This is a genomic window from Flavitalea sp., from assembly GCF_035489435.1.
GTDB lineage: Bacteria > Bacteroidota > Bacteroidia > Chitinophagales > Chitinophagaceae > DATHKG01.
Map to the genome: position 1 here is coordinate 49722 of NZ_DATHKG010000161.1, position 25703 is coordinate 75424.

Sequence of the window (25703 nt, forward strand, 5' to 3'; positions counted from 1 at the left end):
TAAGGTTGATCATTTGTGATCATAAAATTATATACAACTTATACTTTAAAGTATAATAATCATCCCGCCTGCCTTTCCGAACTTTGTAAACAGGTCGGAAATAATCAATATGAGTACAATACAACAAAAGATGAATAAATGAACAGTACAATTTCAATTCAAAACAAAAGACAGGCAGTTAACGAAGGAATGATAAAAGAAACCTTTCCAGTTTTAGAAATGTCCTGTGCGGCCTGTGCGATAAGCGTGGAATCGATGTTGAAATCGAAAGATGGAGTAAAAGATGCCGGTGTAAATTTTGTGAATCAAATTGCCTGGGTTGAATATAATCCCGGAGTTGTAACTAAAGCAGATTTGCAAAACACAGTCCGTTCAATTGGTTACGACCTGGTGATCGATACAGAGAACAAAGAACAGATTCAAACAGACGCCCAATCGAAACGTTACCGGGAATTAAAAACAAGAACAGTATGGACCGCAATATTATCTGCACCCGTCGTAACAATCGGTATGTTTTTTATGGATGTTCCGTTTGGCAACTGGATAATGATGATACTATCTGCCCCGGTTATTTTTTATTTTGGCAGAAGCTTCTTTGTCAATGCTGCTAAACTAGCTAAATATAGAAAAGCGAATATGGATACCCTTGTTGCGTTAAGTACCGGGGTGGCATTTTTCTTTAGCTTGTTCAATACTATATATCCCCGGTTCTGGCATCTGCGCGGCCTGCATCCGCATGTTTATTACGAGGCTGCTGCTGTAATCATTACATTTATTTCGCTTGGAAAACTCCTGGAAGAGAAAGCTAAATCGAATACTTCTTCGGCCCTGAAAAAACTAATAGGCTTACAACCGAAAACCGTGACAATAATACACGAAGGCGGCCATCAGATGGAGGTCCCAATATCAGTGGTAAAGGTTGGAGATACTTTGTTGGTTAAACCTGGTGAAAAGATACCTGTCGATGGCATAGTGATAAGCGGTGAATCTTATGTAGATGAAAGTATGATCAGTGGAGAGCCTGTACCGGTTCTAAAAACGGGGAATGCAAAATTGTTTGCAGGTACTATCAATCAAAAAGGCAGCATCCGTTTCAAAGCGGAACAAGTTGGCGGAGACACTGTGCTGGCTCAGATAATAAAAATGGTCCGGGACGCGCAGGGAAGCAAGGCACCCGTTCAGCAACTTGTTGATAAAATAGCCGGGATCTTCGTGCCAGTTGTTATTGGCATCTCTTTGCTGACATTCGCAATGTGGATGATACTGGGTGAAAATAATGCCTTTACTCATGGCTTGCTCAGTGCACTTACGGTACTTGTGATTGCCTGTCCCTGTGCTTTGGGCTTAGCCACACCTACTGCTATCATGGTTGGTATCGGCAAAGGTGCGGAAAACAATATTCTTATTAAAGATGCTGAGAGTCTTGAATCAGCCTATAAGATTGATACAGTTGTTCTCGATAAAACAGGTACAATTACTGAGGGCAAGCCGGCCGTGGTTGCCCTCAGAATACTAGCTGAAAATCGAAAGCAGCATCTGTTATCCATACTCCGCTCACTTGAAGCAAATTCTGAACATCCGCTTGCTGAGGCTGTAGTCAAATATCTAAATGATGAAACCATCGCACCGGTAACTTTTAAAGATATCAAAAGCATAACGGGGAATGGGATCACAGGGAACTACCAGGAAAAAAATTATAGCATTGGCAATCTTAAACTCATGAATGATCTTGGTGTATTTATCGCCGAATTATCTTCGTATGAAATATCAGACTTGCAGTCTAAAGGCAACACTGTAGTCCTGTTCGCTGAAGATCAACACCTGGTTGGGATTGCTGTCATTGCAGATAAAGTCAAAAGAACATCACGGGAAGCCATTCAATCCTTATTGAATAAAGGCCTGGAGGTTTACATGCTGACAGGTGATAATATGCAGACCGCAAGCGCAGTAGCCGCTGAGGCAGGATTAAAAGATTTCAAAGCCGAAATGATGCCCGACGATAAGGCGCGTTTTATCAAATCTTTACAGGAACAGGGGAAGGTTGTCGCTATGGTTGGTGATGGCATTAACGATTCACAGGCGCTGGCCCAGGCCGACCTGAGTATTGCTATGGGCAAAGGATCAGATATCGCTATTGATGTTGCAAAAATTACCCTGATTAGTTCAGATCTGAACAGCATCCCAAAAGCGCTGAAGCTATCAAAAAGAACAGTACGGGCAGTCCGACAGAACCTGTTCTGGGCCTTTATCTATAATATCATTGGCATACCGCTGGCCGCGGGGATTCTTTACCCGGTTAATGGCTTTCTTTTGAATCCCATGATAGCCGGAGCTGCGATGGCGCTTAGTTCCCTAAGTGTGGTTGGCAATAGCTTAAGACTAAAGCTCACCAAATTGTAATTAAGATAATGATACCTGTTATTGTATAAAAGCTGACGCAATGTATCAATAAACAACAATAAAATCTTTTAAAAATAAATATTAAAATGCAAAAGCTAAAATTCAAAACAACAATAAAATGCTCAGGTTGTGTAGCTATGGTCGCTCCGGTCTTAGATGAAAATATAGGAAAAGATAACTGGCAGATTGATCTGCAGGCGCCCGAAAAATTTCTGACTATTGATCCACAGCAAACAGTCAACGAAGCCCAACTTTTGAAAGCGATAGAATCAACAGGTTATAAGGCTGAACGAGTCAGTTAAAATTTATTTCCTTCTTAGACCGGCTAAAATAAAATCCCGAAAAGGGATTTTATTTTTTCGGGCCTCAATAAAAATAAGGTCATATAAAATCTTATAACCTTAATCCATTAAAGTATAACAAGCTCCAGCCCCGGATCTGCTAGATTTGCATAATAAACTTAGCTATCATGAAAAAAATAATGACTTTGTTGTTAGCAGGTGCGACCCTGCTTACAATACCAGCGGCATCTTTGAGCCAGGACAGTTCTGCAACAACAGCGACCTTGCTCGAACAATACTATAATATCAAAGATGCTTTAGTAAACAGCAATGCAAAAAGCGCTGCAAATGCTGCAAAGCAAATTTCAACCGTGTTAAAAAAATTGCCTGATAATAAGTCAGGAATGAATCAGGCGGCCAATGCAAACGCTTTACAACAGAAAATACAGGCTGATGCAAACACTATAGCGGGCAGTCTGGATCTTGTAAAACAGCGGGCCGCATTCCAGGCACTATCGGAATCGGTAATTACTTTAATTAAAACCCAACGACAATTGAAGCCTGCTTATATCAAGTATTGTCCAATGAAAAAAGCCTATTGGATAAGCTCTTTTGAACAAATAAAGAATCCATATTATGGAAGCAGCATGTTAACCTGTGGTAACATAAGCGAAACTCTGAAATAGGTACCGCGGAAAAAGAGCGGAAAAAGATATGATAATTCTTAAAGTTATGATGATACTTATTTTGTTTTATGAATAACTTACTAATACCGTTGTTGATATTACTTTCATTGAATGCCAGTGGTCAGCATCCGATGTCCGGCGCTAAACATGCGGTACAGGAACGCCAGGGATTCATGAATAGAAAAGGAAACAAGGTTATCTATCATCTTTATGTAACAGATACCGTTGTTAATTACACTGGTAAAAGTGTAAAGGCTATTGCTATCAACGGCCAGATTCCGGCGCCGGCACTTCATTTTACCGAGGGAGACAGCGCAGAGATCCATGTCCATAACCTGATGCACATGGAAACATCTATACATTGGCATGGACTTATTTTACCCAATGATCAGGATGGTGTCCCCTATCTTACTACAGCACCAGTGAAAGGACATACTACAGCTGTTTATAGATTCCCGATAGTTCAAAACGGCACATACTGGTATCATTCACATTCCATGTTACAGGAACAATCCGGCATGTACGGTGCTTTTATTATTCATAAGAAAGAAAAAGCCTTAGCGGCTAACGAGTACACAGTGTTATTAAGCGATTGGACTAATGAAAAACCTGAACAGGTCGAACGTTCTTTGCACAATGCAACAGACTGGTATGCTATCAGGAAAAACGCAACACAGGATTATCTGCAGGCAATAAAAGAGAAGAGATTTAATACTAAGATTAAGAATGAGTGGAAACGCATGATGGCCATGGACGTAAGTGATGTGTATTATGATCTTTTTACCACTAATGGAAAACGGGAAGATGAAGCTAAGCAGTTTCAACCAGGCGATAAGGTACGCCTGCGTATCATCAACGGAAGTTCATCCACTTATTTCTGGTTACAGTATTCAGGCGGCAAAATGAAAGTAATAGCCACGGACGGAAAGGATGTAGAACCAGTTGAAGTTGACCGTTTGATAATAGGTGTTTCCGAAACATATGATGTAATGGTTACTATTCCTGACAAGGGCAGCTACGAATTCAATGCAACTTCCGAGGACCGAACCAATAATACAAGCTTATGGATAGGTGACGGAACCAGGCACTCAATCAATCCGCTCGCGCGTTTGAAATATTTCGAGGGGATGAAAATGATGAATGGCATGATGAATGTGGACGGCACTATGAACGACATGGGGATGAACATGAGCCTCCAGCAAATGGACATGAATACAGTAATGTATCCTGAAATAGTTGACAGCAATGCAAACATCACAACCTTAAATTATGCTATGCTGAAATCGCCTGAACCAACTACCCTACCCGCTGGTCCCACCCGTGAAATGAGATTCGAACTAACAGGCAACATGAACCGATATGTGTGGACGATCAACAACAAAACCGTTTCTGAAACAGACAAGATACTTATCCGCAAAGGTGAGAACATCAGGATGATCATCTATAATAATTCGATGATGCGACACCCTATGCATTTACATGGACATTTTTTTAGAGTGGTGAATGGTCAAGCCGAATATTCACCATTGAAAACCGTATTGGATATCATGCCGATGGAAACCGATACCATCGAATTTAATGCTTCTGAGAGCCGTGGGGACTGGTACTTTCATTGTCATATTCTATATCATATGATGGCAGGTATGGGACGTTTGTTCAATTATGCTGATGCGGAAATAAATCACCAATTATCTTCAGGTATAACCCAGCCGCCAGCGGTTCAACATGTTCCAAATTTGAAACAGGATGCAATTTTACCTGGTGATACATTTAAACAGAATCTGCGAAAAGTTTACCAGGATGACAGGAGATTTTATGCTTATGCCCAGGTTGGCCTCGAAAGCAATGGAAGTGACGGAGAAATTGCTTTTAATAGTACAAGATGGGTGCTGCAAACCGAATGGCGCCTTGGTTTAAACCGCAACAAAGGATACGAAAGTGAAACGCATATTGGCCGGCTAATTGGCAGAAATCAATGGCTGATGCCATATATCGGATTTGACTGGCGTTATAGAAGACAGGAAGAAGCTGAAAAAAATCTCTTTGGCCAGGTCAATACAAAAGATCAAAGAGCTGCACTTTGTTTTGGTATTCAATATACTTTGCCTATGCTGGTTAAAGCTGATGCAAGAATAGATACCGACGGCAGGGTGCGCCTTCAACTGGGAAGAGAAGATCTTGCGGTGAGCAAGAGATTAAGATTCAACTTTTTTGTAAATTCAGATAAGGAATTTATGACGGGCCTGAGGTATATCATGACAAAGTATTTTTCAATTTCGACTCACTATGATAGTGATATGGGATTGGCCGGGGGCATCACCCTTACTTATTGATAATATCTGTTTGCAACCTTAATCGTGCCTTTGCTGAGATTACTAACTATCACCGGCACGTTCTTGGAGTGTTTATCAGAAAACCCTTTATTTATGGAAAGATTTCATAATTATCAAAGCTGTATTGAAGCCTGCCTAAGATGTGCAGCAATCTGTAATTACTGCGCATCTGCATGCACCCAGGAAGAAGATGTAAAAATGATGGCCCGGTGCATCCAGTTAGATATGGAATGCGCGGCAATTTGTTATGCAACAGGGCAGTTGCTTAGCCTCGGATCAGATAAGTCTATGGAACTTTGCCGTATCTGTGCCGACATGTGTGAAGCCTGCGCCACGGAATGCGAACATCACCGGCATGCCGAACATTGCCAGGTCTGTGCACGTAGTTGTCACCATTGTGCTAAAGAATGTCGCGAAATGGCTGGCGTCGCTGCCTTACCTTGAATATCAAATCAGGGCTTGCCTAAAAATTCCGGCGCCAGTGAATGATTATAGCGCCGGTGTCCTAAAACATTGTATACATAATTACTATACCAGCCCTGGGAGGAGAAAATTCTTTGTAAAAAAGCGGGGTTAAATACGTACAATTGGGAACGGGTTATTTCACCATCCCTTCGATAAAAGAATAGCAAATCATGTGGCAAATGCCCATTTGAGCATCTTCCACCCGGCCATAATGAGTAGAATTGATCACTATTGTAAAATCTGCAAGTTCGGCAAGTTTACCCCTTTTGCCCCCTGTGAGAGCAATAACATAAACGCCGTTATTTTTTGCCCATTCTACTGCAGTAACCACATTTGGCGAACTGCCGCTGACACTAAGCACAAATAATGTATCCCCCGGTCGTGCAAAATTTAACAGTTGCCTGGAGAACACTTCATGGTAAGCATAGTCATTTCCAATTGCCGTCAACCAGCTTACATTATCATTTAACGACATACATCTGAATGGCTTCCCCATGGCATCAGAAGCACTCTTACCAAGATCCGTAACAAAATGTGAAGCATTTGCTGCACTTCCACCATTACCTATAACAAACAACTGGCGATCCTGCTTCCAGCTTTCATGAATCTTCGTTATTAAAACTTCCACAGAATCCAACGGAATTGCTGCGAGTGCATCCTGTTGACTATTTATATAGGCTGACAAATAATCGTGCATAAATTAAAATTATCATTGATTTTTTAATTGACTTGCTAATATAAGGCCGCCCACCGGCACTGCCTGCTCCTTGAGTGCTGATAAAGTAATAATTGGTGCGGGTACAAAAGCCTTCATCAGGTAAGATGGCAATTTTTCAGCTACCGCGTTAATTAATTGCTCGCCAATCAACGAAAGACCTCCTCCGAGTATGACCACTTCCGGGTGTAAAAGATGTATTGCATGGGAAAGACCGAAAGCAAGGTTATCCATGGTTTCATCAAAAATGAGCATGGCCCTGGGATCATTGGCATCCACAGCGGCTTTTAAATACTTTGCTTCCCCTTTTTGATCGCTTCCGGCTAATTCCGATAAGATCCCTCCTGGATAATTCGCGACAACTTCCCTGATTTTCCTGTCTACTGCCCAACCTGAACAACAGGCTTCAAGAGTAATCCCAGCTTTATCCATTCTCAGGTGACCTATCTCCAACTCACCGGGCAAAATGCCATGATAAATTTTGTCATCGATTACCAGCCCTGCTCCCACCCCGGATCCAAGTGTAATGTACAATACAGGGTTATAACCCTTCCCGGCACCGAAAGTTGCTTCTCCCAGTGCTGCAACATTTGCGTCGTTATCAACCCGGACGGGGCAATCAGTTATTGTTTCAAGCCAATCCTTAATAGGGAAACCCGACCATCCCTCAACCTGGAACGAGGTAGCTATCTGCCCGGTAATCCGGTTGACCGGGCCACCGAAACCAATGCCTATTGCGGCGACCCTGGCAAGAAAGTGTTCTTTCATGATGGCTTCAATCCGATGTTGGATTCCCACTGCTCCCTCGTTGCCAATTACTTCAAACCGGTACGATGATAAAATCCGGCCATTTGCATTTCCTGATACTATCTGGAGTTTTGTACCTCCAATCTCAATTCCGACAAAAAGTTCCTTTTTCAAGCTTAGTTATTAAAATTTATTCGTTTACCTCCGCAACAAGTTACATAATTCAAATTTTGAAATTGAGTGCCTGGCTTCTTCTTTGCAGGATTGTGAGATTGTGTAGCCAGGTCCGGGGTGAAGAGTTTTGTCGTGTACCGCTACTGAACTACATTCGCAAGTATCAAACCTTATTTTGGCCAAATAATTTTTAATAAATATTCCCGTTTTTTATCACGAGATTAACCGGGAGATTCAAAGAGGTAAAATAATGTAATGCCAGAAAAGGAAAACATGAAAAAAATTTCATTATTTGATTCAACAAAAAAATCAGCATCTGCTGAAACAATACCGCCTGCCCAACCTTTTTTGTTTGAAAATCATCAGCTGTCCGAACTCGAGGTCCTGAAAAAGAGCTATTCGGAATTAAAATTGAGCGAAGAGAGATTTCATCGGATGGTTGCGGAAGTACAGGACTATGCCATAATTCTTCTGGACAAACAAGGTATTGTTCTCACTTGGAATAAAGGCGCCGAAAAAATAAAACAATACAAGGAATCCGAAATAGTCGGCCAGCCATTCCAGGTGTTTTATTTACCTGAGGACAGGCAATCCGGTCTTCCTGAAAAACTTATAAGTGAAGCTGTCTCGACAGGCCGGGCAACAAATGAGGGATGGCGTTTACGAAAAGATAGATCCCGGTTCTGGGGAAGCATTGCTCTTACCGCTTTGCATAATGAAAATAATGAAATCATCGGCTTTTCGAAAGTAACACTTGACCTTACCGAAAAGAAGCTGGCCGAAGATCAGCTGAACGCATTCACGGAAGAGCTTAAAAAAACGAATGAAGCGTTAAGAAATAGCGAAGAACGTTACCAAAAAATGATTGCAGAGGTTGAAGATTATGCGATCATACTTTTAAACCCGGAGGGACATATCGAGAATTGGAATGCTGGAGCACAAAAGATAAAAGGTTATACTTCAGCGGAAATTATTGGCAAAAGTTTCAAAATATTTTATACCCCGAAAGACCGGGAAGAAAAGTTACCTGACAAATTGCTTGCGGAAGCTGCATTAAATGGAAAAGCAATGCACGAAGGCTGGCGTGTCAGGAAAGACGGTAGTCACTTCTGGGGTAGCATTGTTATTACTGCTCTTCACGCAAACGACGAAACGATAATTGGTTTCTCAAAAGTAACCAGGGACTTAACTGAAAGAAAAGCAGCTGAGGACAAATTGCAGGAATACCTCCATGAACTTGAAGCACAGAATGCAGAACTTGAACAGTTTGCATATGTTGCTTCACATGATCTGCAGGAACCTCTCAGAAAAATTCAAACATTCTCGGATGTGATCGGGAAAAATTTAGATAATGAAACTATAGTTACAAAATACCTTAACAAACTAAACTCCTCAGCCTATCGTATGAAGGAGCTGATACGCTCAGTTTTAAACTATAGCCGCATATCAAAAAATGGTGAAGATAAAACCGATACCGATCTCAACTCGATCCTGATGAATGTTATTGAAGACTTCGAACTTTTGATTCAGGAAAAAAACGGAAAGGTGGAAACTCGTCAACTCCCGGTTATCAAAGCAATTCCACTTCAGATCAATCAATTGTTTTCTAACATTATTGGAAATGCCTTGAAGTATTGCGAAAGACCACCATTTATCCAGGTAAGCTCCCGGTTTGTTTCTGCCAAAGACATGATTGATATTCCTGACAATATCCAGGAAGGCAATTATCTCGAAATTCAGTTCATTGATAATGGCATTGGCTTTGAACAACGGTATGAAAAAATTATCTTTTCTATGTTCCAGCGTTTACACGGGAAACATGAATATTCCGGCACAGGGATTGGTCTCGCACTTTGTAAAAAGATCATGGATTCACACCAGGGCTATATAACAGCCAGAAGCGAGTTGTCTGTCGGATCTGCTTTTTATGTTTATTTCCCGGTTTAGGGCTGCGCAGTCATGATGTTTTTATAGTTGTCATTTTTGATAAACTCTTACATAATCAACTTCAAACCGGTTTGGAAACAAGGTGCTGTCAGGATTACCTCCATTCATCCCGCCAATTGCCAGGTTCAACAGCATATAATGTGGTTGTTTGAAGGGATTGATTCCTGAACCGTCTTTATTAACAAGCTTCGTCAACTCCACTTTATTCAGCAAAACATCATCCAGAAAAAGTGCAATTATATTCTCATCCCAATCCATTCTCCAGGTGTGGAATTTTGAAGCCCAGGCAGTACCACCAAGTGAGTCAACCGGTTTTGTAACGCTGAACCATTCAGCTTTTTTGTCGGGTCCCAGGCAGGCAACATTCGCAAGAATCATTTTGCGATAATATTCCATAATGTCGATTTCTCCATTGGCCGGCCAGTTGCCGGAAACACCCAAAGTCCACCATGCCGGCCATAAACCCGCGCTGATGTTTATCTTCCCCCTCATAACAAAACGGCCATAAAGCCATGATTTGTGGCCAGCGGTATTGATACTTGAAGATGTATAGTTGATATTTGATCTCTTGCTGCGCCAGCTACTGCCATCAGTTTTAAACAGGGGATTGGGCCTCTGTTCCTTTCTTGCTTCGATAATAAGCTTACCGTTTTCACACCAGGCATTGTCTTCCTGGTACCACTGTGCTTCTTCATTTCTTACAAACCCTTTTTCGAAACGCCAGTCAGAAGTGTCGGGGCGGCCGGCTTTATTAAATTCTTCTGCCCATACTAATTTATAACCATCAACCGAAGGCGTAGCTAAAGCGGAAGAATTTTTGCCGGCCTGGCATCCTGCAAATAATATAGAAAGAGCTGGTATCGACAAAATTCTGAGCAAGGTCTTCATCCGGCTAAGGTAATTAACTATATAACTTCTAACTATATAACTTCAACTATACAACTTCAAAATACTTTTCATCAGTTAGCTGCACCGGCACCGTTCTGTTTCAGATATGTATATTCAATTATTGCACCCCTTAATTCCTGGTTCGCCGACTTTCCTTCCGTCGGACCTGATGTAACCGCCGACCTGTCTGTTATAATATAAATCTTTGTTCCATCTGCAGAAACTGAAATATCCCGGTAGCGACCGCTCCCCTTAAAAAGTTCCTCTTCTGCAACTACCCTGGTACCCCCTGAATTCAACTTCAGCCTGGTAATCTTCCCTTGTTTAAGTGAGGTTACGAGTAATGAAAATTTCCAGCCTGGAATAGCATCGGAGTTGTAAGAAGTAACGCCTGATGGAGCCAAAGACTCCCATTCCTTGTCCTTGACAGCTCCTGTAAGCATACCGGTTTCAACCGAAAATAGTTCCTTATTACTTGTAGGATAAAAACTCTTCAAGGGATTGACATAATTTTTAATTTTGCCTGCATTGGCAACCTCATCGATGATGAGAGGATAAGTTGTGTTCCACTTCCCAGGCAAACTGTCCACTTCTGTAACCCCTGCTGCAAGGCCGTTATAATTCCCGTCAGCATAACCAATAACCAACGGATGCCCATAGTTACTACCCCTGCTGATAATATTAATCTCATCATCAGAAAAAGGCCCGTGTTCGGCAAGATAAATCTGGTCCTTTCCCTGAATTTGTAACTTCGTTAAACCCTGGGCATTTCTATGGCCCAGACTCCAGATGGCCTTTTTTCTTTCGCCCTTGAATGGATTATCCTGCGGAATCCAGGCATCGGCTGTGTTAGTTGAAACCAACGGTTCGGTTTCAAATCGCAGCAATTTTCCCTCATAACTGTCTGAATTCTGCGCATTGTTCCGTCTTCCACCATTTTTGAACTGACCGGCACCCATGTCACCCACGGAATAAAAAAGGTAAGCTTTGTTATTTATATCTGCAATCAGTAATCTTCCACCATTGTGATCATTAGATCCCGGAATAGAATCGCATATAGTAACCGGATCGATCAGTTTCAGTTTAGCACTGTCATATTGATAGCGCACGATCCTGGTTAGAAAATGAAAGCCGCCGTCTAAAATACTCTCGCCTTTACCAGGCCGGTTTTTTCCTTCGAAATCGTATAAATATGCCAAATACACATAAGGTTTCCCATTTAAGAATGCAGGGTGTAATGCCATTCCCATAAGTCCAGCCTGGGGCCATGGCTTTCCTCCGTCGATTTCATCGCTCAGGGTATCATATCTTGAAAAACTTCTTAGATTATTTAAGTCAGCCAAAGTATCGCGATGACTGGTTTGCGGATCAATCCTGAGAACCCGGTAACCTTTGGCTTCGGTGATCCATAAATGATTATCCGGAGCATAAATAATTGTCCAGGGATCCTCCAGTTGATCGGTAATAATCTTTTTACTGAATTGATTAATACCAGTTTGTGATTGTGCGAATATGTATGAACTGAGCAGACTCAGAATGAAAAAGCAGAAACTAAAACGCATAAATGTTGATTAATTATTTTATAACAATAAAATGTACGGACAAATAAACCCGCTAAAATTGTTACCATAATCGTTCCGCATGCGAAGCTTCAGACAGTAAAATAAAATCCGATCTTTCATTCTCAAAAGCATTACCACTCCGGCTTTTCCAGAAGGAAGTCGCCCGAGGACACCGATCGGGGACGGGCAAAAAAAAATAGTCACAAAACGACTGTTACCCTTAATTTTACAGCTCATTAAAATTGCCTATGCCGCAGGATAAAAACCGACAGTTTCTGGATTTCGAAAAACCGATCAAAGATTTGTTTGACCACATTGAAATTCAAAAACAACAGGCTGAAAAAAGTAAAATAGACGCAACAGATCATATACAGAAACTCGAAGCAACTATTATAGAAAGACGCCGGGAAATTACTCAGCAACTCACGCCATGGCAAAAAGTACAGCTAAGCAGGCATCCGGACCGCCCGTATACGCTTAAGTATATTGAAAAAATGTGTACCGATTTTGTGGAGCTCCATGGTGACCGGAATGTGAAAGATGACAAGGCTATGGTTGGTGGATTTGCTTCCCTGGATGGACAAACCGTAATGATCATAGGTCAACAGAAAGGTATAAATACGAAAATGAGACAATTGCGGAACTTTGGGATGGCAAACCCCGAAGGGTACCGGAAGGCACTTCGCCTGATGAAACTGGCTGAAAAGTTTAATAAACCTGTGATCACCCTGATCGATACACCGGGAGCTTATCCGGGTCTCGAAGCCGAAGAACGTGGCCAGGGGGAAGCAATCGCCAGGAACATTTATGAAATGATGCGGCTTAAGGTTCCTGTTATCTGTGTGATCATTGGCGAAGGTGCTTCAGGTGGTGCTTTAGGTGTAGGCGTTGGAGATCGTGTGTTTATGCTGGAGAACACCTGGTATACAGTTATCTCTCCGGAGAGCTGTAGTTCAATTCTCTGGCGGTCATGGGATCAGAAAGAAAAAGCAGCTGAACAACTTAAACTTACACCGGATCATATGTATCAGTTTGGCCTGATAGACGCAATAATTCCTGAACCCATCGGGGGAGCACATTGGGATTATACTCAGGCGGCCATGCTTCTTAAAGCACAATTATTGAAATCACTTGAAGAACTTAAGGCAATCCCGCCAAAAACAAGGGTGGAGAAGCGGATCGAAAAGTATGGTAAGATGGGCTTCTATGATGAAATCCCCGCCGGTGTTTATATAAAGGAACACGATTAAGTTCAAATCAATCAATTATCATTATCTAATAACAATCTCTTGGCCATTCAAAACAAACTCCTCACTGCTTTAAGGGGCACAGGTGTAGCAATTATAACTCCGTTCAAATCAAATTTTGAAGTAGATCTCCAGGCACTTGGTAACATGATCGATTATGTTATCAAGGGTGGTGTTGAATATATCGTAACATTAGGAACTACCGGTGAAACACCAACAATCAGCAAGGAAGAAAAGATAGCCATCATTCGGTATACTTATGAAAAAGTAAGTAATCGTATACCAGTCATTGTTGGCATTGGCGGCAACAATACACAGGAAATAATAAATGACCTGCAAACTTTTCCGTTGGCCAAAGCCATGGCAGTTTTGAGTGCAAGTCCCTACTATAGCAAACCATCTCAACAGGGATTATTTGAACATTATAAGGCGCTGGCAGAAGCTTCACCAAGGCCGATATTACTATATAATGTGCCGGGAAGAACCGGTCGCAACATGACCTCTGCCACCACTCTCCGCCTTGCCAGGGAGGTTCCGAATATCGTGGGTATAAAAGAGGCCAGTGGCGATATGGCACAATGCATGGAACTGCTTCGTGACCGTCCTGCTGACTTTCTTGTAATCAGTGGTGATGATGCGCTGACATTGCCACAAATTGCCTGTGGGATGGATGGTGTGATCAGCGTTGCAGCGAATTGTTTTGCCAGGGAATTCACAGATATGGTAAGATTTTGCCTTAAAGGCGATTTCAGGTCCGCAAAAACGCTGAATGACAAACTAATTGCGGGCTATGAATTGTTGTTTGCCGAAAATAACCCCGCCGGTGTAAAGGCATTCTGTTATGAACTGGGCCTGATAGAAAATTATCTCCGTTTGCCGGTTACTGTAGTAAGCGAAGAATTACATCAAAAAATCAGGACTTACCTGGTGAAATGATGTTGCTTAAGATAGCTTTGCCACTCCCAATAAAGCAACCATCAAAATTGCAATAATACTTAACCAGAAACAGATCTCATATAGTAACCCTGCCTTGAAAAAGGCCAGGCGTCTTTTATGAAAAATGATAGCGGCAAAAACAACCACCAACAGCATCACTGAACCCACGACACCCCCAAACAGTATCATAATAACAGGGAGGTTTATAAAAATGAAAGTGAAGAGCCAGATTACCGGGAACACCCAGCTCAGAATGGCTATCATTTTTTTTCTCTCGGCCGTGTTATGAAAATTAATCCAGCCCAGTTGGCCGAATATATCAGAGAATAACCTGGACCAGGCAGCAAGCGTTGCAAAAACACTTGAAAACAGCACAAAGAAAGCACCAACGAGATAGGCAGATTTTATTCCGCTGCCGAGTGATTGTGTATAAATTAAAGCCAGCGTTTCTATCACTTCATTGCCCTCAGGCACCAGGCCACGCCTGTGTAACACTGCCGCCCCGAGCAGGTAAAACGCCGCTGTAACCAGTGTGTATATTACCATCGCTACAAAAGCATCGAGGTACATCACTTTAATCCATCCCCGGGCTCTCTTTTTCCATGCTTCATCTGGTGTTTTAGGACCCGCAAAAGCAGCATATCCTTTTTCGAGGCACCAGTAATTGTAGGCAATAATCTCATCACTCCCAACTCCTGTAATTCCAAAAGCAGCAATTGCAATAACCACCAGGCTCGCGGGTAGTTTTAATTTAAGGCCGCTTAATAGTTCAGCACCTGAAATATTGTATTCTGAAAAATTAAGCGCAATAAGCGAAGCAAAAGTGAGTAGCGTAAACAAAGCTATCATCACGAGTGACGACTTTTCAATCAATCCATACAAGCCGCGGTATATAAGCAGAAAAGCAAGAACCGAAATAATAACGGCCCATACAATGACGCTTATTGATGGGAACAACATACTCATCACAATGGCTGTGCCTCCCAGCATCCCGCCAACCTGGACGACCTTGAGCAGTGTGAGTAAAAAGATTGCCCAAACAGCCCAACTTGCTTTTCCCAGGCGAAGGCCTGGCAACGTATTGAAAGACTTCATGGCTGTTTCACCGGTAAGTATTGCATACTTGCCGAACTCGAGCTGTATCGCAACTTTTACAAGACAACTGACGATGATAATCCAAAACGCTGTAAAACCGGCCTTCGCCCCGAGCGTGGTGGTAGCAATTAATTCTCCGGAACCTACAATAGATGCAGATAAAATAAATCCAGGACCAAGAAATTTCAGGGATGAGCTGATACTTCGCGGCGGCTCCCTGGTGGTAGCAGCAGTGGCGGTGTAATGATCAGGTTTGAGTTCGGTCAAGGAGTTTGTTTTCGTATGACAATGAAAAAAAGTTATTATAATAAACCCATATCAAGAATAAACCATATCAGGGCACTTTAAAGGTTACTCCTTCAATAGCAAGATCAGTGTCTGCAAACACCTCCCTGGCTTCCTGTTGAAATATATCGAGTTTGTCGTATTTGGAACTGAAATGCCCGATGAGTAAACGCCCGACATTTGCCTTTTTTGCGATTGTGGCAGCTTGCCAGGTCGTTGAATGGAATCGACTATAGGCCCTTTCAGCCAGGTCTTTCAGATAAGTTGTTTCGTGATAAAGCAGGTCAACATTTTTGACCTTCTCAATCAGGTCTTCGTCGTACAGTGTATCCGCGCAGAAAGCATAAGACTTCGGACGGGGAGCCTCTTCAGTAACTGTTTCGTTAAAAATCACCCTGCCGTCCTTAGTAATATAATTTTCGCCAAATTTGAGACGGTCGTAGAAAATCGCCGGAATTCCTTGCTGAACCGCCTTTTCAGGATTTATTCGTCTTGGTGCTTTGACTTGTTGGAAACGGAAACCATAACATTCCACGCGATGTTTCGTCGCAAAACATTCTACCTGGAACCTATCATTTCTTATCAGGATCCCGTCTTTTTCAAGAGGATGAAAATGCAGTTGATAGGGAAGAACTGTGTTTGCTGCTTTGAACTGCAGATTGAGTATTTCTTTCAGTGGTGCCGGCGCGAACAAATGGAGTTCATGTTCCCTTTGCAACAATCCCATACTGTTCAGGAAACCCGGAAGTCCAAAATAATGATCACCATGCAGATGTGAAATAAAAATATGGTTGATTCTTCCCCACCGGATTCGGTATTTGGAAAGTTGAACCTGGGTGCCTTCCCCACAATCAACCAGGAATAACTGATCATCCAGCGTTACAAGCTGGGCCGTCGGATGCCGGTCGTAAGCCGGCAAGGCGGAGTTATTCCCTAAAATGGTGACTGCGAGCATCTGCAAATTTATAAGGTAACGATCATATCCTTCTTCCAGCCGCGGTCCAAACTGCTACATAAGATTGTAAAATAACAATTTACGGGAAGTCTCGCAACTTCCGATTCATTATTGCATTTAAAATGCAAATGGTGTGCTGAAGGGTGAGATTCATAAAGCCAGCGTTCAAAAACATTGCATAGAATTCCTTAATATTAAAGCAACCCCTCACTAAGGAACTCCGTTTACTCTACTTAGGTCATTATAACCTATAAACTTTTCAGCATGAAATCAAAAGCCTATTTACTATTAGCAGCTACTTTTTTACTGTCATCCCTGACTGCCTGTGATAAAGATGATGATGATGATAAAACCAATCCGAACATTGTCACAAAAACAGGACTAGCCATAACCGGAGCCCAGGAAGTCCCGGCCAAAACAAGCCCGGCTAGCGGCACCCTTGATGTCACTTATGATAAGTCGACAAAGATGCTTTCTTTCACTGTAGTTTACCAGGCGCTCACTGGTGCACCAACAGGTGCTCATATCCACGGTCCCGCGGCAAAAGGTACTAATGCAAGCATCAAATATGACTTCTTTGCCATTTTTCCAAAAACACTGGCTGGCGCATTTTCCGACAAGGTCCTTGTTGACGGCGTCAAATTGAAGGAAGATAGTTTACTTGCCGGGTTTTACTATGTGAATATTCATACTCCCACAAACCCGGGAGGAGAGATAAGAGGACAAATAGAGTGGTAAGTTGTAAGTGGTAAGAGGTAAGTTGTAAGTGATGAGTGGTGAGTGTAGTGATTGAGTCATGAATGTAATGACGGTTTAATGAATGATTGTGGGATGACTCATAACAACCGGCGTTGTGAACCGTTTGGAATAAAATCCCAAATCGCAGAATTTTTGGTTGATGCATAATCACCGCATGTATATCCTTGAACTTGTACATCTGGTTCTTGTACAGTTCCTATATTATTTGATTTCGGGCAGGTCTATTTTGTGAAATCCCCCTTTCACAAAATAACAATAACCGCGTAGAAAAGAACAGGTGCCGGCTTAATTAGAATAGCCAGGCACCTGCTTTTTTATAGCTCAAACCTTTCGATCAAACTTCTAACTTGCTGCCCGATAGTTTACCGTGGTTCATCCCGGGATATGCGAAACAAACGCTATCGTGCTTGTATATATTCGGAGTTTATGAGCAATCATAAATAATATTCATGATTATACATCCATATCTCATAACTCATAACTCAACCACACACTCACCACCACTTACCACTTACCACTTCACTCACCACTTCACTCATAATTCATAATTCATAACTCATAACTATATTAAGCAACCAATTCGCGCACAAACCGTATTATTTACCAAACCCCAACCTGTTTTGTGCGTTAAAAAAGAAATATTAGCTACCCTCTCCTATTTCGATTTGTTTAGCTATCCACTAACCTCGATTGAAATTGTCAAATTTCTTGGCATCGGATGTAGTGTACAGGAAATCTCACACCCTTTGCTAGAACTGGAACAGGAAGAGTCGATATTTAAACTGGATGAATTTTACTCTTTGCAAAACAATCCCGCATTGGTCACAAGAAGAAAAGATGGCAACTTAAAAGCACGTCAGCAGCTGGCTACCGCTGATAAAATCGCTTCTTTCCTGGCTGGTTTTCCTTTTGTAACCGGTATAGCAGTGTCTGGTTCATTGTCTAAAAACTTCGCCGATGAGAAATCGGATATTGATTTTTTTATTGTCACGAAATCAAACCGGCTTTGGTTAGCAAGAACCTTTATGCATATATTTAAAAAGCTCACTTTCCTGGTAGGCAAGCAGGATTACTTTTGCATGAATTATTATATCGATCATGAAATGCTCAGGATCAAAGAGCAGAATATTTATACAGCAATAGAAGTAGCGACATTAATGCCGCTCAGGGGAATAGAAACTTTCGGCCTCTTCTTTCAACATAATAAATGGGTCAGTGAATTTCTGCCGAATCATAACATGCATATAACTTATGTGAAGGCAAACAAAGATTCATTTATTAAAAAAGTCACCGAGTTTATATTAAACAACCCTGCCGGGAATTATCTTGATAGCCTCCTCATGAAGATAACCTCAAAAAAATGGGGGGAAAAAACCAGACGAAGAAAGCTGAACAAAAACGGCAACGTTATGGGGATGGATGCATACAAACACTATGCAAAACCGTTACCTGCCAACTTCCAGCTCAAGTTGCTCCAACGGTATGAAATGAAACTTTATGCATTGTACAGGCAATTTGAAGAAAAGGCAGAAAAGAATATCCTGAACAGCTGATAGTTTTAACGTTGTGATCGTTTTAGCCTCGTGATAGTTTTTACCTTTTGATAGTTTTAACCCTGAAGTCAATAAGGGATTTTCAAAGACCATGCAAGCAGGAAAAATGAAGCTAAGAGCCAATGCTTAACTGCGCTTTTGAAGTGTTATGATAAAATAATCGCCCATATATTTCCAGGGATAAGCAGATTTTTTTCTGTTTTCCTGCCGGCATAAATAAGCAAATATTCGCGGATGTTTTTCCGGGAATCCCTGGAGATAAGAAGGTGGTACAATCGTGCATAAACCCTCGAGTGCAACAGTGGAAAATTGATCCTTTAAAGTATTGATGATAAAAGACGGATTATAATACCAGCATTTAAAGTTTTTTCCTTCAGCACGCGCTTGTCTACCATCGCCACTAAAAAATCTTCTGAAGGCAGTACGAAACTTTCCTTTAAAAATCAGCAAGCTTTCCCACAAACAAAATTTTGAAATGATTACGAGCGTCAGGAAACCTCCGGGTTTAATCAGTGGAGTTAAATCAGCTAATACTTTATTTAAATCACCTGTGCAATTCAGACCACCAAAGTTTGAGTAAACATAATCAAACGGGCCTTTGTTTTTCAGATTCGACAGCTTTGTAAATGAACATTGCTCTACGGTAATGACATCACTTCCGGGGCGGACTGACTTTTTCTGCATTAACTCATCCAGCATACCTGAAGACATATCGGTTGCGTGTACCCTGAAACCATGTCTGGCAAAATAAAAAGCATCTTCACCTGTACCGCAATTAAGCTCCAGCAATTCGCTCCCCGTTTTGAGATACTTGCTGATATGTTGCCGAACCCTTGTCCTTTTATAAGCAATCATAGAATCATCACCATATAGTTTGTCAAACATCACCGACTGAGCCGTGAAGGCTTCTTCCACCTGTTTCTCATTGATATCGCGAATAGGGTTATTCATTTTTTTTCGAGTTTCCTCAATGCCAGCCCCGATAGATAAACAGCCGGTAACAGATAAAAAAAAGAAAATGCTTTACGCGTCATTTTCCTTGTTGCCCGCAAAGGAGTCTTAACAAGCGCACGAAGGTTTTCGATAGCAAGGTGTTTCCTGTAATTTTTATGCACGTAACGGTGAAGCTGTTTGTAGTATGAAGGGGAATAAGTATTACGGAACATCAATACCATCTCGTCAGAATCTGTCCAGTTCGATTTTTTATGAAGTTGTGTTTTTACCTTTTCATAAAAAACAGTTCCGGGCAAGGGATATGATACAGAAATGCCTATCTCATGTGGCAATAGCCTGTTTATCATTTTTATAGTCAGATCAATGTCATCCCGGGTTTCACCCAGGTAACCGAACTGGATAAAAAAGCATGGTTTGATGTTATTAGCCTTCAAAAGTTCAGTAGCAACTTTGATCTGGTTAACCTGTATCCCTTTATCCATCGCGTCAAGAATTTTCTGCGAACCGCTTTCTGCTCCCATCCACACTTCTTCACATCCTGCCCTGGCAAGTGCTTTTACATAGGTTTCATTAGCGAGCAAATCCGCCCGCGATTGTATTTTAAACCGGAACTTTAATTTTTCATCCTCTACAACATCGGCAAACTCCTCGACCCAGCCTGGCTTCAATCCGAAAATATCATCACAGAACCATACATGATCAAGCCCGAACGTATCCTTTAACATTTTGAGTTCATGTAATACATTGGCAGGTGTTCTTGCATTATACCTGTTTCCATAGATTGGCTTGGCACACCAGTTACATTTGTAAGGACAACCCCTTGTAGTGCCTACATTTATCGAAAAATAACCCGCATTTTTTTTCCAGAGTTCTTTATATGGTTCAACATTAAGTAGTGACCAGGCAGGCAAGGGCAATAGATCAAGGTTCCTGATCACAGAACGTTTTGAAGTTTTGATTGGGTAACCATTGTCCTTAAAAGCAAGGCCTGCAATGTTTGAAAAATCTGTCCGGTTTGTTCCAATCGCCTGAACGAGCTCAAGCAAAGTGGCTTCTCCTTCCCCAAGCAATATAAAATCAGCACCGGCCTCAAGGTATTGCTGGTAATGATCGGTCGAATCAGAACTGGACACAATCACTTTTGTACGGGGACTGGCAGCGAGTCCGATCATAGCAAAGGCTGCATCCCGCATATTCGTAAGGCACATTTTTGTGAGATAATTGAATCCGTCATCATAAATCACAAACAGATCCGGCTGCGGATCCAGTGCTGCAGCAATCTCCCCTGGTGATTGATAAAACATTGTATCGATAAAACTTACATCATGGTTTGCCCCGATCAGTGATGACGCTGCATATAAAGTTCCGAGTGGAGGATATGGCCGCCCGATTTGCCATTGTTTTGTGTCAAATCGCAGAAAATAAGAATGAGTAATTACAATTTTCATCCGATCATTTTTATTCAAAATATATTTATCGAAGTGTTCATCTTGCTCGTTTATTTACCTGCCGGTTTAACATGTGGTTATTTACCTGCAGAGTTTACATGCAGTTATTTACCTGCAGGGTTTACATGTGGCGAAAGATTCAGTGAACAAACACATCTTTTACAAACCGGGTCGAGATCCATATCAAGTGTTTTTCGGAACTTCAATCCAACGGCACTATTTAAAATATCACTTAAAGTATTATTCCTGATGTTGCCAATGGAAGGGTGGAAAAAACATGGTTTAACTGAACCATCCGGTTCCACTACTGTAGACACCCATGGCGCATTACATTTCTTATATGGAAAATCTTCCAGCCCATATCCTGCCGCATAATATGTGTAAATATTCATTAGTTTTCCGGGCGATTCGGCTATAAACCCGTTCCTGAAATGCCTACTGAACCGGGATGGCAGGCTTTCAACAATATTTTTAAAAATTGGAAGTTCATCCCTGGTTATAGCAATTTCTGACTGCCGTTCCCTGGTCCACAATACATCCCTGTTGAATGCATGACTTGTTAAATCAGCTGGTAAAAAGCTGATCTGGTCAAGACCCATTTCTTCAGCGCATTCAATGATTTCAGGCCAGGCTTTATAATTTAACCGGTGAATCACAGTTCGCGCAGTAATTCTATAAGAGCTATTCAACGATTTAATAAAACTTACGCCTTCTTTCAACTTATTAAAAGCGCCCGGAATATCACGGATTGAATCATGTATGTTTTCGGTTCCATCCAACGAAACAATAATGTCATCTACCAGTTGCAAAAGACGGGAAGCATTTTTTTTCAACAATAACCCTGTCGAAAGCAAAGTAATATTGAGATTCTCTTTTTTCAGTAATTCACACAATTCAAAAAATCCTTTGTGCAACAAGGCTTCACCGCCCGACATAACTATTTGACGCGTGCCCAATTTCCGAAAGCTGTTCAGTAACGGAGTAATGTCCTCTTTGGTCAATTTTTTTAGGTTATGATTACCTTTCCATATATCGCACATCCGGCAACGACAATTACAGGAACTATGTGGCATCAGTATCGCGATAGGTAATGCCGTTATACGGTGGGTACGTAAAGTATTATAACGTTTCAGCGTATGGTAAAAAGACTGTTTCAATGGCTGCCATATTTTATGACTATCCTGTAAAACGGATCATCATTCCCAAAAAGTTTTTGTAAAAAATCTCCTGGCTGGTATAAAATCTTATAATTGAAATATTCAAGGGCTGTAATTGGATGATGAAAATACCAGGCAGACATCTCCGGGAAACCGACTGCATTAAAATAAGCATCAGATCTGGCTTTTGCCATTTCTATGTCCTTCTGATTATAAAACATCGAATCGGTGATATAAATTTCACCATTAACTTTCAGGAGTTTTTTTGCGCTGCTGATGATTTCAATAAATGAAGAAAAGTATTGAACCGATGCGGCAAAAACAATAAGATCAAAGCGATTATTACCAAGAACTCCATCCCTTATATCTCCAGGCACAAAACTTAAATTCGTTCTATGAGCAAATACCTTGCTTGCCTGTTTTAATTCAATGACGTTAATATCAAGTCCTGTTACCTCTGTTTTGGGAACCCCGGCAAGCCGGTTTGACAACCACCCATTTCCACAGCCAATTTCAAGAATCTTCAAAGGCCTGTTTTTTTTCGCGACATAATTTAGCAAGTGGCCACATGATTTCTTTCTTATCCTCCATTCTTTCTGATGAATATGAAACACATTCACTTCCGGCAATTTCAACAACTCTTCGTCGCTTACCATCCGACCTTCCTTTTCTCTCAATGCGATATAAAGCCCGGGCATAAGCCGCCAACCCGCTTCGTGTTTATGATGACTATCGCGATATGAACTGTTCAATTGACGCATTGAAATGGCTGTATTTTAAAAATGTAATGTTTTTCCATGAACCGGCTGCCGGTGGCAACACAGTGAAGACTGAAATGCCGGCCTGCAGCAGCATTTTTAATCATTACAAGATCGCAACCATCACAGAGAACCATATAAACCTTAGTCCCGTCATCAAGATATTGTTCCAGTGATGCAAAGAGTTTATGAAAGTATTCGCCATTCCGACCGCAATACCAGGCATATTGTGAAAAGGATTGAGGATCCTTTTTATAGTAGGGTGGATTTAGTAAGATGAATTTGTATGGCTTTATAGGTATGTCGGTAAAAAGATCCGATTGTAAAATATCAAGACTAACATTGTTATCCGACATATTCTTTTTGAGACAATTCACTGCATCCGGGTTAATATCAGTAGCCGTGACTATTGCTCCTTTAAAAGCAGCATAAATACTGATTAACCCGCTGCCGGCACCCAATTCCAAAACGGATTGTTCTGTAAACTGTTCATGCATAATATGATTCAATAAAAACTTCGTGCTATAAAAAAAACGCGGATGGAAAACCCCGGCGGGAATTTCCAGGCTGATACCTTTGTAGCGATACCTTCTTGTTTTTGAAAGATAGTTTTCCAACACAGGTTTATAGGTATGGTTCACCAGGTATTTAACAAGTTTGCGCATTTAAAATCCTTGAATTTCAGGTTGCCGGTATTTCCACAACACCTGTAATAATTTAAGTTCATATGGTTTTTTATAGAGCCGGAGCTGATAGCGCAAGGAAGCCGCTATCCGCATTGTTAATCTTTTGGCAGATGTTAACCTGATATCAGAAACGGTGGGATAGTAGCTGTTCAGCACAGTTTCAAAATCCTTTATTTTATCAATCATCGCAGGAGTTAACCAGGGAGTCAGCGGATTTTTTCTTAGATCGAAAGATTCCCATTGCGGACTGATCCACTCCTCCAGTTTCAATGGAAAACGAAAACCGCTTTCCAGTACTTTTTTGTACATATCGGATCCTTCAGTTGCCACAGGACTATAAACGTAAATAACAATCTCGGTTTTTGGGTTAATAGTTTTTATCTCACGGATAAAAGCAATATCATTATCAATTTGTTTCATCACCTGCTGAGGCGTAGCCGCTGGTGTACCCAGTACAAAAGAATATTCGGGAATGATATCAAAACTGGCAAGCCTGGCTGCAAATTGCCTGATCTGTTTCGCAGACTGCGTACCGCCCTTATGCATACTTTTAAGAATGTCATCGTTGCCCGTCTCTGCTCCGAAAAAAATCATCTTACAACCTGATTCCCGCATCAGAGCAAGCGATTCATCAGTATATTTATTTATGGTATCAATTCTGCCCTCACCCCACCACACCATTTGTTCTTTTTTAATAAGCTTTGCAAATTCCACCGTTCTTTTTTCGGAAACGAAAAAATTGTTGTCATGAAACTCAACGGCATTGCCCCCATATTTATCTTTTAATGATTTGATATCATCATAAACCATTTGAGCTGATTTGGCCTTCCAGCGTCCTTTATAAATTGGTACAACAGCACAAAACGAACAGGTAAAAGGGCATCCGACGCTCGAGTGATAAGCTATTGTTTTGCTTCCGAGATATGAGTTACCCAGGTATTTTTGTAAGGGGTAAAAATTATTTAGTTTGTGGTAAGGCAACATGGGTAACTCATCCTGTTCATACAACTCATCTTTTTTTGTCTTGATGATTTCGCCTGACACCTGGTAAATCAGATTTGGTATTGTATCAAATGATTCATTTTTATCAAGAGCCTTCAATAAGGCAGGAAAACATTTGTCACCAGGGCCATTTATCACAAAATCGACATAACCCGAACCCAGCACAACGTTACTTTGATTTGAGGCAAAATAACCGCCCCAGAATATTTTTATGGAAGGATAAAGGTTTTTTACAGCTTTTGAAACAGGAATAGCCTGTTTCAGCTGTGGCCCAGGCATGGTTGTACAACCGAAATAGCCAAACCCCCCTTCGGCGAGGTAGGTAAGAATTTTTTCATGGGGATTTTTTTCGAGATTGCCGTCTACAATCACATATTCAAACAAACCTTCAATAGAAGCAGCAATGCTTAATATCGAGTTTGGTATCCTTGGTTTGTTATTTGCGCTTCTGGGATTGAATAGCAGCACTTTAGCCATATAATTGAGTTGACAGGTCAAACTTAAATACGGATCCAGGGAAAGAGAGTTGCCTCCCCTTGGAATATGTTTCGCGAGGTTAAGTAAATACGGTTGATGGCAACTTAAAATAAGCTTCATGGCAACCGGGGCGGTCAAATTAACGTTTGGACTATTACGCCACCTTGATTCCTTAGAGTGCCTGGGGTTGGTG

At 41.4% G+C, this 25703-nt stretch carries 22 protein-coding genes; 10 read left to right on the forward strand and 12 right to left on the reverse strand.

The genetic code is table 11. The features are described 5' to 3' along the window. Positions 1-138 precede the first annotated feature (138 nt). From VK664_RS24900 to VK664_RS24920, 5 genes are all read left to right on the forward strand, one after another. Complete coding sequence (locus VK664_RS24900) at positions 139-2400, forward strand: heavy metal translocating P-type ATPase (RefSeq protein ID WP_461401434.1); 2262 nt, start codon at positions 139-141, stop codon at positions 2398-2400. Between the two features lie 86 nt (positions 2401-2486). Beyond that, positions 2487-2702 (forward strand): heavy-metal-associated domain-containing protein, encoded by a 216-nt coding sequence (locus tag VK664_RS24905; protein WP_461401435.1) that lies wholly within the window; start codon positions 2487-2489, stop codon positions 2700-2702. Positions 2703-2869: 167 nt separating this feature from the next. Continuing rightward, entirely contained in the window at positions 2870-3367 is a 498-nt protein-coding gene (locus VK664_RS24910) for a DUF3347 domain-containing protein (protein WP_461401436.1), read from the forward strand. A gap of 68 nt (positions 3368-3435) precedes the next feature. Next, complete coding sequence (locus tag VK664_RS24915) at positions 3436-5700, forward strand: multicopper oxidase family protein (RefSeq protein WP_461401437.1); 2265 nt, start codon at positions 3436-3438, stop codon at positions 5698-5700. A 93-nt stretch (positions 5701-5793) separates the two neighbouring features. Further along, entirely contained in the window at positions 5794-6144 is a 351-nt protein-coding gene (locus tag VK664_RS24920) for a four-helix bundle copper-binding protein (RefSeq protein ID WP_461401438.1), read from the forward strand. Between the two features lie 154 nt (positions 6145-6298). Here the strand turns inward: VK664_RS24920 and VK664_RS24925 are convergent, their stop codons facing one another. Then, a complete protein-coding gene (locus tag VK664_RS24925; RefSeq protein ID WP_461401439.1) occupies positions 6299-6862 on the reverse strand; it encodes a D-sedoheptulose-7-phosphate isomerase in 564 nt (187 codons plus the stop codon). A 12-nt stretch (positions 6863-6874) separates the two neighbouring features. Beyond that, positions 6875-7801, reverse strand: coding sequence for an ROK family protein (locus VK664_RS24930; RefSeq protein ID WP_461401440.1), 927 nt, complete (start codon positions 7799-7801; stop codon positions 6875-6877). A 273-nt stretch (positions 7802-8074) separates the two neighbouring features. Between VK664_RS24930 and VK664_RS24935 the strand changes: the two genes are divergently transcribed. Then, the gene (locus tag VK664_RS24935; protein WP_461401441.1) at positions 8075-9748 is read left to right on the forward strand and encodes a sensor histidine kinase; all 1674 of its coding nucleotides are present in this window, start codon (positions 8075-8077) and stop codon (positions 9746-9748) included. Positions 9749-9778: 30 nt separating this feature from the next. On the opposite strand, the gene VK664_RS24940 is transcribed toward VK664_RS24935, so the two are convergent. After that, positions 9779-10636, reverse strand: coding sequence for a glycoside hydrolase family 16 protein (locus VK664_RS24940; protein ID WP_461401442.1), 858 nt, complete (start codon positions 10634-10636; stop codon positions 9779-9781). A 71-nt stretch (positions 10637-10707) separates the two neighbouring features. Then, positions 10708-12198: a PQQ-dependent sugar dehydrogenase gene (locus tag VK664_RS24945; RefSeq protein WP_461401443.1), complete on the reverse strand. Its 1491-nt coding sequence runs from the start codon at positions 12196-12198 to the stop codon at positions 10708-10710. A 248-nt stretch (positions 12199-12446) separates the two neighbouring features. Here VK664_RS24945 and VK664_RS24950 point away from each other — a divergent pair, with 248 nt between their 5' ends. Both VK664_RS24950 and dapA read left to right on the forward strand, forming a co-directional pair. Next, complete coding sequence (locus tag VK664_RS24950; protein WP_461401444.1) at positions 12447-13448, forward strand: acetyl-CoA carboxylase carboxyltransferase subunit alpha; 1002 nt, start codon at positions 12447-12449, stop codon at positions 13446-13448. A gap of 39 nt (positions 13449-13487) precedes the next feature. Continuing rightward, a complete protein-coding gene (gene dapA / locus VK664_RS24955; protein ID WP_461401445.1) occupies positions 13488-14381 on the forward strand; it encodes a 4-hydroxy-tetrahydrodipicolinate synthase in 894 nt (297 codons plus the stop codon). 6 nt (positions 14382-14387) lie between these two features. Here dapA and VK664_RS24960 read toward each other — a convergent pair whose 3' ends face one another. Further along, positions 14388-15743 (reverse strand): Nramp family divalent metal transporter, encoded by a 1356-nt coding sequence (locus VK664_RS24960; protein WP_461401446.1) that lies wholly within the window; start codon positions 15741-15743, stop codon positions 14388-14390. Positions 15744-15810: 67 nt separating this feature from the next. Further along, positions 15811-16716 carry a ribonuclease Z gene (locus VK664_RS24965; RefSeq protein ID WP_461401447.1) on the reverse strand — a complete coding sequence of 302 codons (906 nt, stop codon included), beginning with the start codon at positions 16714-16716 and terminating at the stop codon, positions 15811-15813. A gap of 264 nt (positions 16717-16980) precedes the next feature. Here VK664_RS24965 and VK664_RS24970 point away from each other — a divergent pair, with 264 nt between their 5' ends. Both VK664_RS24970 and VK664_RS24975 read left to right on the forward strand, forming a co-directional pair. Then, complete coding sequence (locus VK664_RS24970) at positions 16981-17454, forward strand: CHRD domain-containing protein (protein WP_461401448.1); 474 nt, start codon at positions 16981-16983, stop codon at positions 17452-17454. A 641-nt stretch (positions 17455-18095) separates the two neighbouring features. Further along, positions 18096-19028: a nucleotidyltransferase domain-containing protein gene (locus VK664_RS24975; protein WP_461401449.1), complete on the forward strand. Its 933-nt coding sequence runs from the start codon at positions 18096-18098 to the stop codon at positions 19026-19028. Between the two features lie 126 nt (positions 19029-19154). Here VK664_RS24975 and VK664_RS24980 read toward each other — a convergent pair whose 3' ends face one another. The 6 genes from VK664_RS24980 to VK664_RS25005 form a co-directional block, all read right to left on the reverse strand. Beyond that, on the reverse strand, positions 19155-19979 hold the full coding sequence (locus VK664_RS24980) for a class I SAM-dependent methyltransferase (RefSeq protein WP_461401450.1): 825 nt from the start codon (positions 19977-19979) through the stop codon (positions 19155-19157). Further along, positions 19976-21430, reverse strand: coding sequence for a B12-binding domain-containing radical SAM protein (locus VK664_RS24985; RefSeq protein ID WP_461401451.1), 1455 nt, complete (start codon positions 21428-21430; stop codon positions 19976-19978). The genes VK664_RS24980 and VK664_RS24985 overlap by 4 nt, the downstream gene beginning before the upstream one ends. Positions 21431-21534: 104 nt before the next feature. Next, positions 21535-22587, reverse strand: a complete 1053-nt coding sequence (locus VK664_RS24990; RefSeq protein ID WP_461401452.1) for a radical SAM protein — start codon at positions 22585-22587, stop codon at positions 21535-21537. Then, entirely contained in the window at positions 22584-23348 is a 765-nt protein-coding gene (locus VK664_RS24995; RefSeq protein ID WP_461401453.1) for a class I SAM-dependent methyltransferase, read from the reverse strand. The genes VK664_RS24990 and VK664_RS24995 overlap by 4 nt, the downstream gene beginning before the upstream one ends. Then, positions 23336-24010, reverse strand: a complete 675-nt coding sequence (locus tag VK664_RS25000) for a HemK2/MTQ2 family protein methyltransferase (protein WP_461401454.1) — start codon at positions 24008-24010, stop codon at positions 23336-23338. The genes VK664_RS24995 and VK664_RS25000 overlap by 13 nt, the downstream gene beginning before the upstream one ends. Continuing rightward, entirely contained in the window at positions 24011-25510 is a 1500-nt protein-coding gene (locus VK664_RS25005; protein WP_461401455.1) for a B12-binding domain-containing radical SAM protein, read from the reverse strand. It abuts the gene before it with no gap. Between the last annotated feature and the right edge of the window lie 193 nt (positions 25511-25703).

Coding starts and splice junctions, on each gene's coding strand:
- VK664_RS24900 (WP_461401434.1), top strand. CDS start 139: ATGAACAGTACAATTTCAATTCAAAACAAAAGACAGGCAGTTAACGAA.
- VK664_RS24920 (WP_461401438.1), top strand. CDS start 5,794: ATGGAAAGATTTCATAATTATCAAAGCTGTATTGAAGCCTGCCTAAGA.
- VK664_RS24980 (WP_461401450.1), bottom strand. CDS start 19,979: ATGAATAACCCTATTCGCGATATCAATGAGAAACAGGTGGAAGAAGCC.
- VK664_RS24945 (WP_461401443.1), bottom strand. CDS start 12,198: ATGCGTTTTAGTTTCTGCTTTTTCATTCTGAGTCTGCTCAGTTCATAC.
- VK664_RS24995 (WP_461401453.1), bottom strand. CDS start 23,348: ATGCGTCAATTGAACAGTTCATATCGCGATAGTCATCATAAACACGAA.
- VK664_RS25000 (WP_461401454.1), bottom strand. CDS start 24,010: ATGCGCAAACTTGTTAAATACCTGGTGAACCATACCTATAAACCTGTG.
- VK664_RS24970 (WP_461401448.1), top strand. CDS start 16,981: ATGAAATCAAAAGCCTATTTACTATTAGCAGCTACTTTTTTACTGTCA.
- VK664_RS24910 (WP_461401436.1), top strand. CDS start 2,870: ATGAAAAAAATAATGACTTTGTTGTTAGCAGGTGCGACCCTGCTTACA.
- VK664_RS25005 (WP_461401455.1), bottom strand. CDS start 25,510: ATGGCTAAAGTGCTGCTATTCAATCCCAGAAGCGCAAATAACAAACCA.
- VK664_RS24915 (WP_461401437.1), top strand. CDS start 3,436: ATGAATAACTTACTAATACCGTTGTTGATATTACTTTCATTGAATGCC.
- VK664_RS24935 (WP_461401441.1), top strand. CDS start 8,075: ATGAAAAAAATTTCATTATTTGATTCAACAAAAAAATCAGCATCTGCT.
- VK664_RS24950 (WP_461401444.1), top strand. CDS start 12,447: ATGCCGCAGGATAAAAACCGACAGTTTCTGGATTTCGAAAAACCGATC.
- VK664_RS24925 (WP_461401439.1), bottom strand. CDS start 6,862: ATGCACGATTATTTGTCAGCCTATATAAATAGTCAACAGGATGCACTC.
- VK664_RS24965 (WP_461401447.1), bottom strand. CDS start 16,716: ATGCTCGCAGTCACCATTTTAGGGAATAACTCCGCCTTGCCGGCTTAC.
- VK664_RS24905 (WP_461401435.1), top strand. CDS start 2,487: ATGCAAAAGCTAAAATTCAAAACAACAATAAAATGCTCAGGTTGTGTA.
- VK664_RS24985 (WP_461401451.1), bottom strand. CDS start 21,430: ATGAAAATTGTAATTACTCATTCTTATTTTCTGCGATTTGACACAAAA.
- VK664_RS24940 (WP_461401442.1), bottom strand. CDS start 10,636: ATGAAGACCTTGCTCAGAATTTTGTCGATACCAGCTCTTTCTATATTA.